This is a genomic window from Oleiphilus messinensis (genome assembly GCF_002162375.1).
GTDB classification, from domain to species: domain Bacteria; phylum Pseudomonadota; class Gammaproteobacteria; order Pseudomonadales; family Oleiphilaceae; genus Oleiphilus; species Oleiphilus messinensis.
Window position 1 is genome coordinate 3,851,503 of the sequence record NZ_CP021425.1, and the last position, 13,113, is coordinate 3,864,615.

Annotated in this window: 12 protein-coding genes; 5 read left to right on the forward strand and 7 right to left on the reverse strand. The window is 46.9% G+C overall.

What is annotated here, in order from left to right; translation table 11 throughout:
* Positions 1-50: 50 nt before the first annotated feature.
* The 4 genes from chrA to OLMES_RS16820 all read right to left on the reverse strand — a co-directional run bounded on the left by chrA (position 51) and on the right by OLMES_RS16820 (position 5,739).
* Positions 51-1,376 (reverse strand): chromate efflux transporter, encoded by a 1,326-nt coding sequence (gene chrA, locus OLMES_RS16805; protein WP_408635098.1) that lies wholly within the window; start codon positions 1,374-1,376, stop codon positions 51-53.
* A 25-nt stretch (positions 1,377-1,401) separates the two neighbouring features.
* Positions 1,402-3,135 (reverse strand): adenine deaminase, encoded by a 1,734-nt coding sequence (ade, locus tag OLMES_RS16810; RefSeq protein ID WP_087462337.1) that lies wholly within the window; start codon positions 3,133-3,135, stop codon positions 1,402-1,404.
* Between the two features lie 103 nt (positions 3,136-3,238).
* Complete coding sequence (gene hisC / locus OLMES_RS16815; protein WP_087462338.1) at positions 3,239-4,297, reverse strand: histidinol-phosphate transaminase; 1,059 nt, start codon at positions 4,295-4,297, stop codon at positions 3,239-3,241.
* 191 nt (positions 4,298-4,488) lie between these two features.
* Complete coding sequence (locus tag OLMES_RS16820; protein WP_087462339.1) at positions 4,489-5,739, reverse strand: glycerophosphodiester phosphodiesterase family protein; 1,251 nt, start codon at positions 5,737-5,739, stop codon at positions 4,489-4,491.
* 289 nt (positions 5,740-6,028) lie between these two features.
* On the opposite strand from OLMES_RS16820, the gene OLMES_RS16825 reads away from it, so the two are divergent.
* Both OLMES_RS16825 and OLMES_RS16830 read left to right on the forward strand, forming a co-directional pair.
* Positions 6,029-6,919, forward strand: coding sequence for a DUF6502 family protein (locus OLMES_RS16825; protein WP_198343011.1), 891 nt, complete (start codon positions 6,029-6,031; stop codon positions 6,917-6,919).
* Complete coding sequence (locus tag OLMES_RS16830; protein WP_157678352.1) at positions 6,906-7,166, forward strand: hypothetical protein; 261 nt, start codon at positions 6,906-6,908, stop codon at positions 7,164-7,166. The genes OLMES_RS16825 and OLMES_RS16830 overlap by 14 nt, the downstream gene beginning before the upstream one ends.
* 92 nt (positions 7,167-7,258) lie before the next feature.
* Here the strand turns inward: OLMES_RS16830 and OLMES_RS16835 are convergent, their stop codons facing one another.
* Positions 7,259-8,023, reverse strand: a complete 765-nt coding sequence (locus tag OLMES_RS16835; protein WP_157678353.1) for a transporter — start codon at positions 8,021-8,023, stop codon at positions 7,259-7,261.
* Between the two features lie 210 nt (positions 8,024-8,233).
* Here OLMES_RS16835 and OLMES_RS16840 point away from each other — a divergent pair, with 210 nt between their 5' ends.
* The gene (locus OLMES_RS16840; RefSeq protein WP_157678355.1) at positions 8,234-8,605 is read left to right on the forward strand and encodes a hypothetical protein; all 372 of its coding nucleotides are present in this window, start codon (positions 8,234-8,236) and stop codon (positions 8,603-8,605) included.
* A gap of 111 nt (positions 8,606-8,716) precedes the next feature.
* On the opposite strand, the gene OLMES_RS16845 is transcribed toward OLMES_RS16840, so the two are convergent.
* Entirely contained in the window at positions 8,717-9,556 is an 840-nt protein-coding gene (locus tag OLMES_RS16845) for a CheR family methyltransferase (RefSeq protein ID WP_087462344.1), read from the reverse strand.
* Between the two features lie 32 nt (positions 9,557-9,588).
* Complete coding sequence (locus OLMES_RS16850) at positions 9,589-10,521, reverse strand: chemotaxis protein CheV (protein ID WP_087462345.1); 933 nt, start codon at positions 10,519-10,521, stop codon at positions 9,589-9,591.
* A gap of 290 nt (positions 10,522-10,811) precedes the next feature.
* On the opposite strand from OLMES_RS16850, the gene flgA reads away from it, so the two are divergent.
* Both flgA and OLMES_RS16860 read left to right on the forward strand, forming a co-directional pair.
* Positions 10,812-11,531 (forward strand): flagellar basal body P-ring formation chaperone FlgA, encoded by a 720-nt coding sequence (gene flgA, locus OLMES_RS16855; RefSeq protein ID WP_157678357.1) that lies wholly within the window; start codon positions 10,812-10,814, stop codon positions 11,529-11,531.
* A gap of 177 nt (positions 11,532-11,708) precedes the next feature.
* On the forward strand, positions 11,709-13,112 hold the full coding sequence (locus OLMES_RS16860; protein WP_087462347.1) for an IS1380 family transposase: 1,404 nt from the start codon (positions 11,709-11,711) through the stop codon (positions 13,110-13,112).
* The last annotated feature ends 1 nt before the right edge of the window (position 13,113 follow it).

The window sequence follows — 13,113 nt, forward strand, 5'->3', positions numbered from 1 at the left end:
CTTGCGCATCCACTCAGGAAACGCTTCCCTCTATAAACCATAGCAATAGATCAAACAAAAGCAATTTGAGTAATCCCCCCATATGTGAGCGCCACTACAACTAACCAGATAATGTGAAACCTAAACAGGCGAAGCAACACCAAGCCCAGGATAATGACAGCAAAATCCACACGACTCGTCACCGCAGACACAAATACAGGGTCGTAAAGTGCCGTAAGCAATAGCCCGACAACAGCAGCATTGATCGCGGCCACGGAACCTGCAATAAGGGATTGACGAGAAAGCCTGAGCCAATAGTTCTGCAAAACCAGAACCAGTAAAAATCCTGGCAGGAAAATACCAAGTGTTGCGATCAATGCGCCCATTAGGGGACTACTCGGCAGCAACTGTACGCCAAGATATGTTGCAAGTGAAAACATCGGCCCCGGCACCGCTTGTGCGGCGGCATAACCTGAAAGAAATTGATCAGGCGTCAGGGCATCGCCAACCGTTTCCTGCAAGAGAGGCAACACAACATGACCGCCCCCGAAGACCAGACTACCGGCATGGAAAAAATCTGCAAATAACGTAAAAAATGAATGGACTTCAGGAACAAAGAGAACACCAAACCAACCCGCTACAAAGACCAACATTGCTATTTTAGACGTCACTGTGTGAGTGTTCGACTGGATCAATTCAGCCTCGTGGTCATTTGTCTCAGGGCTTTTTTTATCGGAATTACGACGGTGCGCCCCAATGCTCCCCATAATAGCAGCCAGCAATAAGACCAGGACTTGCCATTCGATACCTGGCAGACAGAGCAGTATTATGGCAGTACCGAAAGCAATACACTGATGCAGACGTCGCTGGCAAAAAGCGCCGTACATCGTCAAAACGGCATCAGCAACCACAATTACTGCCAGTAACTTCAAGCCTGCGATAACACCACTATATAAAGGCATCCCCAGAAAATGCTGCCCCAAAGTCGCGAGCAGGAACATCAGCAAAAACGAGGGCAAGGTAAAACCAATAAATGCCGCAACGCCACCCAATAAACCAGCCCGCTCAAGCCCAATCGCGAATCCGACCTGACTGGAGCCTGGGCCTGGCAAAAACTGGCTCAGTGCGACCAGCTTGCCATAATGATCCACGCTTATCCATTTCAGGCGATCGACAAATTCTTTTTGAAAATAACCGATATGTGCCGCAGGCCCACCAAAACTGATTAAACCTAAAACAAAGAAACGCACAAATACAACCAACACCTGCATGATGAGAACAACTCCGGTCAAATCATTTGAACATAGTATGGAAAAGTGAGCTCGAACACCTAGCTCATGATTACGGCTGCGCTCAGGTCGAGCCCGAACCGTAATACTCAGATCTGATGATGACATATTTATGACATCGGGAATGGAAGCATCAATTTAGCGGAATTAAATCAAAACGATCAACATCTACCAAGCCGCGATCAGTAATTTTGAGATGGGGGATAACCGGCAACGGCAAAAATGCCAGCTGTAAAAAAGGCTCAGGGAGCCTACAACCAAGACGACGAACCACATCGCGCAGCGCTTTAAGCTGGTCACTGACACGCTCAAAGGGCTCCAGACTCATCAGGCCGGCAACCGGCAAGGGCAACTCTGCAAGTACCTGCCCCTTCTCAACAGCAACAAATCCGCCACCCAATTCAATCAGGCGGTTTACGGCAACAGCCATATCCTGATCGTCTTGGCCAACTACACACAGATTATGACTATCGTGCCCGACGGAAGATGCAAGGCAGCCGCTGCCAAGACCAAAGCCTTTGACAAAGCCATGACTCATATTGCCGTCCTTGCCATGCCGTTCCAGCACACAGATTTTCAAAATATCCTGAACGGGATCTGCAACCCTTATTTTACTTTCCGGGGATACAAAGGGAACAGTATGCCGGAGGTGTTCCGTGATAATGCTCCCCTCGAGCACACCGATCACCGGGAGCTCGGCAGACTCACAGCGTATTTCAAAGTCACTGGCTCTCACAGGCTTGCGCTTGACACTATTGAGACCGACAACCTTGGGTGCAGAACGGTTGCTAAAACTCTCCGCTGAAATCAGTTTCCCGGCACTGATCACCTGCTTGACCGCACAGGTTTCATAGTCAGAAAGCAACACCAGATCCGCCCTTTTACCGGGCGCAACCAAACCTCTGTCCCGCAGGCCGAAGGCACGGGCCGCAGACCAGGTTGCTGCACGATAGGCATCCGCGGGAGCGATTCCCAATGCGATAGAGCGGCGAATCAAATAATCGACATGTCCTTCTTCGCCTATATCCAGCGGATTTCGATCATCCGTACAAAATCCCATGGCATTGGACGTCAGAGGATTGAGTAACAGTGCCAATTCATCGAGATCCTTGGAGACGGTTCCTTCCCGAATCAGTACATGCATGCCCTTTCGTAACTTCTCTCTCGCCTCGTCACGAGAGGTCGTCTCATGGCAATTACAGATACCGCAAGCCAGATAAGCATTAAGCTCTCGCCCCCTGACGAGCGGCGCATGACCATCAATATGCCAGCCATCAAACGCGGCAAGTTTATCAACCACAACCGGGTCTTTTGCCAATAAACCAGGGTAGTTCATCATTTCGGCAAGCCCGATGACCTTTTCGTGATCACGCAAAGCAACAAGATCATCGGCTTTTAACTCTGCCCCAGCCGTTTCCAGGTGGGTTGAAGGCACACAGGAAGAGAGCTGTACCCGAAGATCCAATATCGTTTGTTTCGCACACGTCAAGAAATACTCAATACCTTCACGCCCCAGCACATTGGCTATTTCATGGGGATCGCAAATGGCGGTTGTGGTTCCTTTAGGCAAGACACACCGGTCAAACTCCAATGGTGTCACCAAGCTGGACTCACAATGAACATGGGTGTCAATGAAACCGGGCACCACAGTCAATCCTGTGCCATCAATTTCCCGGGTTCCAGTATATGACTCGCAGGTGCCCACAATTCTGTCGCCACAAATCGCGATATCCCCGCCTATAAGTTCTCCATTAATAACGTCCAGAAAACGGGTGTTCCGAATGACCAGATCCGCCGCAACCCGCCCTAATGCCTGATCGATGTATTGGCCCATTTGCTGGCGTTTTTCAGTTCGTTGATCAGTCATTCTCCACCTCCTGAGCAAAGTCTACTTCAATTCCTGTACTTGCTATGTCCTGTACTTGCTATGCCCTGTACTCGGAATTTCTGAGACTTACCTGTATTAAGACTTAAGACAAATAGTCCTTCAATATCGATATTAGCGTATCACACTCTTTATCTGTTCCAATCGTGATACGTAAAAACTGGTCTATTCGATCTTTTTCAAAGTAACGCACAATAACCGATTGTGATCGCAGGTGTTGGCTGATTTCCCGAGCATCGCGCACACGGTGTCGGGCAAACACAAAATTGGCACTGGACGGTAAGACTTCGAAATCCAGCAATGACAATTCTCGCGTAAGGTTGTCGCGAGTCGAAATAATCCTTTGACAAGTACTTTCAAAGTACGCTTCATCCGCAAGAGATGCTACCGCTGCCTGCTGTGCCAAACGATCCACCGGATAAGAATTAAAACTGTTCTTCACCCGCTCCAGGGCATCAACAAGTTCTGCAGAGCCCAGTGCGAAACCGATTCGCAGCGCAGCCAGGGAGCGTGACTTCGAGAACGTCTGGACGACCAGCAAATTGGGGTAGGACGGTAACAGCGAAACAGCAGATGCAGCACCAAAATCGACATAGGCTTCGTCAACGACAACAACCGAATCCGGGTTTGCTTTCAATATGGCTTCTATTTGCTCCAACGCCATTGCTGTACCGGTGGGCGCATTTGGATTTGGAAAAATAATGCCACCATTTTCGATCCCGTAATCATCGGGGTTGATTGTAAACCTATCAGTTAGAGGCACTTTCCGGTATTGAACGTCGTATAACTGACAATAAACCGGATAAAAGCTGTAGGTAATATCTGGAAACAACAACGGTTTATCGTGTTTCAGTAACGCCTGAAAAGCATGCGCCAAAACTTCATCCGAGCCGTTCCCGACAAATACCTGCTCTGGCTGAACACCGTAGTATTGCGCCAATGCAACTTTCATATTGTCTGAGTTCGGATCAGGATAAAGACGGAGATCATTATTGGTATGCGCCTGAATTGCCTCAAGCACACTGGGCGCAGGTCCATAGGGGTTTTCGTTGGTATTCAATTTGATTAAATTGCTGATTTTCGGTTGCTCACCAGGCACATAAGGTTCCAGAGACTGAACCAGTTTGCTCCAATAACGACTCATATTACGTTTTCCAATTAAAAACAGACGATTTCGTAGGTATGCGGAAATGTTAAGGTAAACCAGGCCGGTTTAAAATGGGGGGACAAAAATAAAGCAGAAGAGATTGGCACACTTACCAGGACAGGTCGAATTCTACAACCAAGCCGCGACTCCGGGCACACTTTGGCGGGATATCGCGGCTTGATGCATTTTTATCTCATATCCATGCAGCTGGCATAGTAGGTAACCGTACCTGGCCAGTCAGAGAAGATACCTTTAACACCAACTTGCTTGGCCAGCACATCGAGAACAGTCATGGTATCGCCATCATTATTGATTTGTTCAGCAATACTCTGATGATACCAGCCACCACCTTGCGCCAAAGGGCCATCACGTTCAAGTGTCCAGGTAATAATTTCCAGACCCGCAGCCTTTGCCAGCGTAGCATACTCTGAAGGCACAATTCGCTCATCAGCATCAAGGGTCAACAACGCATACATGGGGGGAGCAACAATCTTGACACCTTGCGCCGCCAACTCTTCAAAATCCGCCAATGATGGTGTGAATGAAGGATCATTGTAAACTCGGTCATCCAGGTAAACGCCCTGTTGACCAAAAGCAGGTTCCTGCTGAATCCAGTACAATACGTCTTGCAGATTGAAAGACTGGGCGTATACATTCTCCGGATCTACTCCAGCTGCTTTATATTCATCAATCATTTGCTGGGCATAATCCTCCTGGGTGTAATCACCTTCAAAAGGCATCTCTACACTCGGAGATTTAAGCTCCGGCGTCATTTTTACATCCAAGGATTTGAACAGCTCGATACTTTCAGCGTGAGTCATCAATGTGCCACAAGCAGAATACAAATCAGTGCGCCAATCTGCGGTTCCCTTCATGTACTGCTCAACAGTGGTGGCAGTCGCATCGCTTGCATCCATTTTTCCACACAAAGATTTAAACTCAGCCAAAGTGATATCGCTGGTACAGCATTGCGCCGTAGCAGCAGTTCCAGAGGCTGCGTCAGCAGGGCTGAATGGGGTCGAACACTTTTCTGCCAGCTCTGGCTTGGCCAAAATGTTGGTCGTTGTATGTAAATCACATTGCGAGTGACGACAAACCAATTGACGATCTGCAGTGAACGTGACATCGCACTCAACGATTCCCGCCCCCATTTTTGCTGCAGCAACATAGGATTCACGGGTGTGCTCAGGGAACTGCATTGGCGCACCACGGTGACCAATCGAGAAATCAGTTTTGACAAAAGGACCGTTTTCACAGGATTGCAAAGCGGTTTTAAGCTCTCCTTCATCCATATCCTCTACAAGAAAGAAAGGTCTGGGCCCAACCTGAAATCCACTTTCAGCGTTCACAGCCGCTGAGTTATTGTCATCATCGTCATCACAGGCGGTGAGTATTAAAGAACTCAATATAACTAGAAATAAGGAAAATATACGAGGCATAACTGTCTTCCATCTACTTTAATAATAGGAATCCTGAGAAATACACCACTCCAGGCGAACTGGAAATGGCAGGCGATGAGAGTAATCACTATTTATTACTGACAGGTTCCAGATAAATGACAGTTGGTATAAAAAAATAAAACAACAACAATTCCTGTATTGAATCGCCCAAAACTGTACACCAATCACCCAATTGAAATAATTTGCACCGCTGGGAGAGACTCACTTCACGAAAATATTAAAGATTTTTCACTTTTTCTCAAAATAATGCGGGAAATTTTCCCTCTTTTTGTTTAAACTTGTCCGTATGAAAGAGACAAGCACCCCCATTAAAGAACCGTCAAAAGCATTTATCAAAGCGTTGCATCATTTGTTGCGACCTCTGGTACGTTTGCTTTTGCATTTTCAAATTACCTATCCATCACTAGGTAATATTTTGAAGCAACTCTACGTTGACGTTGCTGAGCGTGATTTTAAATTGGAAGGCAAAGCACAAACTGACAGCCGGATCAGTTTGTTGACCGGTATCCATCGAAAAGATGTGAAACGACTGAGAGAAGTATCGGAAGAAGCTTATGTTCCCTCGGCGACAGCCTCTTTGGGATCACAGATCATAGCCCGCTGGTTATCCGATCCTGCGTACCTGAACGCCGAAGGGCTGCCCATTGCCCTACCCAAATCCGGGGACAAAGGCCTGTCATTCGATCAACTTGTAAAAGAGGTCGCAAAACAGGATATTCGTTCCCGAGCCGTTCTGGACGAGTGGGTTCGACTCGGCGTTGCAAAAATGGATGACAAAGATCATGTTGTATTGAATAATGACGCTTTCGTACCCAAACACGGTTTCGACGATAAGGCCTTCTTCTTCGGCAAGCACTTGCATGATCATATTAGTGCCAGTGCACACAACTTGACGAATGGAGAACCCCCTCAGTTTGATCGTGGCGTGTTTTATAACAACTTGACCACAGAATCGATTGAAACATTACGAGAGCTCATTGAAGTTCAGGCAACAGCATTACTTGTATCGGTTAACAAAGAGGCAAAAGCCTTGCAGATTGATGATAGAGGCAAAGAAGGAGCCAACCAACGCTTTAATCTCGGCGCTTACTTCTGGGTTGAAGAGCAGGCCCCTAAAAAAGACGTTGAAGGCAAAAAGGAGGCTGATGATGAAAAATAGCCTACTCAAATTAATACTGACATTGAGCGCCTGGGCACTGGTAAGTGGCGCTTCATTGATCGATTTTGATGAACCTGAGGAAGGTGGAATCGGTGGCACAGGTATTCAACACAACACTCCGGACGAAGTGTTTGAACCACCCGAAGTGATTGACAGCTTCGAGGTTCCAGAAGTGGACATCAACACACCGGACCTGACCCCACCAGAAATAGATGTTCCCGAAGTCACAGAACCGGTAGGTGACTAAAACAGTCATTAGCCGCACTCTGAAACAAAAGCCGTCTTGTTCATACAGACGGCTTTTTTATTGCAAACGAAATTTTTATCTATCTCCAAACTCTAGAGCTTGAACGAGTAACTAAAATCAACGCCAAACAAATAATCTGCACTCCCCTCCTTCAATCCACCAGATGCATATACAGTGGAAGAAAACGATGAATCCCATTTAACCGTGCTGGTCATCAGCACATCCAATCGATCATGTCCTGTAGAAGTTGAACTCTCACGACCGCTGACTTGTGCACCCACCCGGACTTGAGGATTAACCGGAACATCAACCCCCAGAGTTGCGCCAAAACCATTATCAAGTTTTCGGTCATCCGGATTCCCGCGAATGGTGTATTTTACACGTACATATGGGCGCCAGGTTTCATTTAGCCACATCAGCATAAAACGAGGCTCCAGATCCGCTTCGCCAGTTCCCAATCCTTTGTCACGCTCACCAGTAGGCAGTTTTATCCGTATACCGGAACTCCAATACCATCTTGATGCAGCTGGACGGGATACGCTCTCGTGCTCAATCGTAACGGACGTATCACCGAAACCATAGACGTCTTTAATTCGAAACTGCGAGCCATTCCCAAGATCAGCATCTTCCAATGTGCCAGGCCCCTTTAAATGAACGTATGAGCCACTCAATTTCAGTTTCCACGGCCAGGCACGATATTGTGCACTGACGGGAATCCCCTGAATCTGCGTATCCGAAGATAAACCGTAATCTCCTTGACTCGAATAACCCCCCGCACTGAATTTAAGAGTTGGCGAAGCTAAAACCGACCCCGCCATTGTAATACCGAGGAAAACAAAAACGTTTTTCAGCGTCATACCCAAATCAAACATTCCCTTATTGCAGACTACCCGAAACGGGCAGTTTTCAAAAACCACAAAGCTTACCAGATCATAAAGAATCTAGCACCCAAACTTGACGTGGAACTTTTTCCCACATATAGTTAGATACAGATTTCCTTCACCGCCCGAAAGAGAAAGAAAGGATTTCAACCGGTCACGGAACACCACTATAGAGCGAACTTGAACATGACTAATACCAACTCTTCAACGTTTATTCCATTAGCATTTCTCGCGATATGTCTTGTATTGCTCTCGATTCTTTCGATGGAAGAAACAAGCTATCTGGCCAACAATCCGTCATCAGACACGACAGACAATACACTGTCCGGAGCCAAGGCCAATGCGACTACATTGATTTCTGATTTAATGCAAATCGACGACCTGTACACCTACGATACTGATCGCTCAATCAACCCCTTCAAATCGACTCCCCATCAAAATATCGCCACTCATCAGCGAGACGATAAAGCTACGGATCTAAAAAATAAGGATCAGGAAGAGGGAGCCGATATGATAAGTGAAGCCGAACAAATTGCATGCGTCGCATGCGCGAGCTAAGGCATAATATGAATGGGTAATAAGGGGCAAGCAGTCATTAACCGGAATACAGGAAGCCCCCCCTGATTGCCTACCCTGATCGTATATATTGCCGTCAATCGCTAAGCCCACTCACTTAGCGCGATAGATAATACCCGGATTACAATGCATCATTTCATAATGCTCAGGGAGATTATTTAGCGATTCTGACGCACCTAATATTAAATACCCGCCCGGCTTGAGTGCCTGATGCATTCTGGAAAGGATATCTTTCTTTAAATCGGCGGAAAAATAAATAAGGACATTTCGGCAGAAAATGATATCGAACCGTCCGAGCGCAGTATAACGTTCAAGCAAGTTCAATTCACGAAAATCGATCACCCGCTTGAGATCAGGGTTAACCTGAAACGAGCCATCTTTACTCTTCGCAAAATAGCGATCCTGACGCTCTTTGGACAATCCCCGGCCAATTGCCAACATCTCGTAAACACCTGAACGTGCCGCTTCCAGCACACGTTTTGAGATATCCGTGGCGACCAGACTAACCCCCCCCTTAAGTTGACCGGGATTCAAACGCTTATACTCATCTGCCAGCATCGCAATGGAGTACGGTTCCTGACCAGTGGAACAGGCTGCAGACCAGATGCGGACAGGCTGCGTTCCCAATTTCGGCGCCAGCTCGGGAAAAAGTTTTTCCTGGAGTATCCGGAAAGGATGCGTATCACGAAACCAAAGGGTTTCATTTGTCGTCATCGCATCGATGACGCCTTGCCTCAGATCGCCGTAACTAAAACGCTTCAAGCGCTCGGTCAATGCACCAAGACGGTCAATCTCATGCTCTTGCATAATTTTGCGTAGTCGGCTTTTGACCAGATATTGCTTGTTATCACCAAGCAAAATACCACAAGCGCTCTCTAAAAAGTGTTTAAATTCATCATATTCTGCCTGTGTTGGATCCTGGCCTGCTCTCATGCGTTTATTTCCGACTCCATGCAAAGCTATTATCAAGAACGTGCATCGATAACTTCCATAACTCTTTCTGCCAGCTCATCGGGACTAAACTTTGCCATAAAATCATTTGCCCCTACCTTTTCAACCATCGCCCGGTTGAAAACCCCGCTCAAAGAGGTATGTAGCATGATGTACAAATCCTTGAGTTTCGGATCATTTTTGCACAACGTTGTAAGCGTGTAACCGTCCATTTCCGGCATTTCCACGTCCGAAATCATCAGGGCAATCACATCTGCAACATTGTCTACCGTTTGTGCAAGTTCTCGCAAATAGTCGTAGGCCTGTTTACCGTCGTTTTTAGTGACGGCTTCAAGACCAACAGCATTCATACAGTTTTGAATTTGTTTGCGGGCAACTGTTGAATCGTCAACGATCAGGATCTTTTTCTCTCTCAGCGCACCGTTGTTTACTTTGTCGAGAACAGTTTCACTTATATTATCATCAGAAGGTGCAACCTCAGCCAGTATCTTTTCGACATCAATAATCTCAACCAGATGATTATCAAGCTGGGTGACCGCGGTAAGATAATTTTCCTTCCCGGCACCTTTGGGCGGTGGATGAATCGCCTCCCAGTTCAAGTTGACAATTCGCTCCACTCCTTTCACCAGGAACCCCTGAGTTTTGCGATTATACTCAGTAATAATTACAAAACAGTTTTTAATGTCGTCTTCATCAATGGCCCGCTGACCGGTTGCCATTCCCATATCCAGGATTGGAATGGTTCCACCACGAATATGAGCAACCCCTCGGACGACAGGGTGTCGCTGCGGGATCATTGTTAGTTTTGGGCACTGCAATACTTCTTTCACTTTAAAAACGTTAATGCCGTAAATTTGCTGCCCAACCAGACGAAAAAGCAGCAGCTCGAGCCTGTTTTGCCCGACCAATTGCGTTCGCTGATTTACACTGTCTAACACACCAGCCATAAACTAGACCTCTTATGCCAAATGGCGAGCGTCCCTGAAGGCATCGCATTATCAGCCCGACCAAAAGGAACCACTTGAAACTATCCACCACACTTTATCTGGCCAATTTTGATAAACCCGACTTTATCCAAACTTTAGTAAAGCAGGCACATCGCTTGCAATCATTCAGAAAGACTGCCTTTTTAACCGTATCCGCCAACTAATTGACGCTTTTAATAGGTAATTGGCGATCGTGGCGGAACATTATGTCAATAAATTCACACTATCACTTATCAAGAATAGGCCAAAAAATGAGAGTTCGCTTGCTAAATCAACCGATGGTCACAATTTTTTTGCTGGCCATATTCTATTCACAAGCAGCATCTGCAACCCCTCAGCAACTTCGCATTCTTGAAACAGCCAATCAGTTTGTAAAACAAGATCTGGAGCGATTGGTAAAAGAGGAGAAAATCAGCCGCTTCGAACTGGAAAGCGGCAAACTTGATCCTCGTTTAACGCTTGCGGCCTGCAGCTCGGGAAAATTGGAAGCAAATTGGCTAAGCGACCCACTTAAAAGCACACGGAATACGGTCAAGGTAACCTGCAATAATCTCTGGAGTGTTATCGTCACGGCAAATATTAATGTTTACCGGTACGTCGTAGTGGTGAGCGCGACTCTGGATCGCAACACAACCATCACCACGGAGAATGTCGAACTGGAAGAAGTTCCACTACGCTCGACCCGGTACGGCTACTATCTCAGCACCTCTGAGGTTGTAGGTCAGAAAGCTTTACGCTTTAGCTCGCCTGGCACCGTGGTCACACCAAGAATGTTAAAACCTGCCGATCTGGTTGAAAAGGGTGACAATGTGGTTATCGTGGCGAAATCAGATATACTTAGTGTGAAAATGTTAGGAACAGCTCTCTCGAAGGGCCAACAGGGTGAGCAAATACTTGTGCGCAATTCAAGTTCACAACGAGTGGTCAAAGCGTGGGTTACTGCACCAGGCCGTGTTGAAATCCCCTTTTAGCCTGGTAAACACCATAGTCATGGGCATCCGCTAAGTTAAATCAAACTAAAGTGCGCGATTGACTGAAAAATTTTACTAACCCGAATATTTCATAAAAAGAGGCAAACCTTTCTTAACCCACTGATATAATGGGTATTTCGCAAAAAATGCTTCGTAAGAAACTAAGAAAGGTCGCCCATGTCAGATTCTACCCCAACTCAACTTCGTTTTCCTCCTTCCGCAGGCTTTACTGTGCGCGCAGATTTCGATGGCGGAGCCATGTCATCCGATTTTGGTGCTATGCTATTACGCGGCGTTGACCACCAGGTCGGACTGATTAATCGGCTGACGGCAGCTATCAAAGATCAGCGTCACCCCTCTTACATCGATCACGATTTAGCTGACTTATTGGCACAACGCATTTACCAGATTGGGTGCGGCTACCACGACGGCAATGATTGCAATAGCCTACGTCATGATCCCTTGTTCAAGCTTGCCATCAATCGAAAACCCGTGGAAGTCAGCGAAGCATTAGCCAGTGCGCCGACACTCTCTCGTCTTGAAAACGCGGTGACTGCCCGTGACATTTACCGCATTGCCCAGGCCTTTGTTGAACAGTTTATCGCGAGTTATGCCAGCACTCCGGCAATCATTGTATTGGACATGGATCACTCCGAAGATCAAACTCATGGCCAACAGGAATTCTCGTTTTATAATCATCATTATCGGAGCCATTGCTACTTACCGCTGTTTTTGTTTGAAGGCTTATCAGGCAAATTCATTACCGCTGTGTTACGCCCCGGTAAACGTCCCAAGGGGGCCGAAAACGCAATGATTATTAAACGGGTGGTGAAACTGCTTCGCCAACACTGGCCGGAAACTCATATCGTGCTTCGCGGCGACGGTCACTTCTCCAATCCGGAATTGATGCAATTGGCACTGGACGATCCACATACCGACTTCATCTTTGGCCTCACCGGTAATCAGGTGCTCAAACGATTGGCCAGTCCTCACCTTGAAAACACGCGAAAACTTCATGAAACGCGATGCCACAATGCTCTCCTGTTCGATCGGGAACGACCTCAAAGCACCCGGACTTATCATGAACTCGATTATGCCGCCGGCACCTGGCCTCAATCGTTCCGAACCATTCTCAAAGCGGAAATCATGGATTTAGGCGAGAATCCCCGATTTGTAGTGACCTCTCTCACCAATACCACTCCCACTATACTTTACAAGGATCTGTATTGTGCGCGAGGTCAGGATGAAAATTATATTAAAATGATGAAAAACGACCTGGCCAGCGACCGGACTTCTGATCACTCATTTCTGGCTAACCATTTGCGATTGTTTTTCTCGTGTGCCGCCTATGTACTTCACCAAGTAATCCGAACTGAACTGTTGGCCAATACAGAACTGGCTACTGCTCAACCCTCCACGATCATTACCAAACTCTTTAAGATCGCTGTCCGAGTCGTACAGTATAAAGACCGTATCAAACTCCAATTGCCGAGCTGCTACCCCTTTAAATCGATACTGCACAACATCACCGAACTATTGTATTGCGCCAAACCACCACCCGCTTTAAACCAGACGTGCTGAT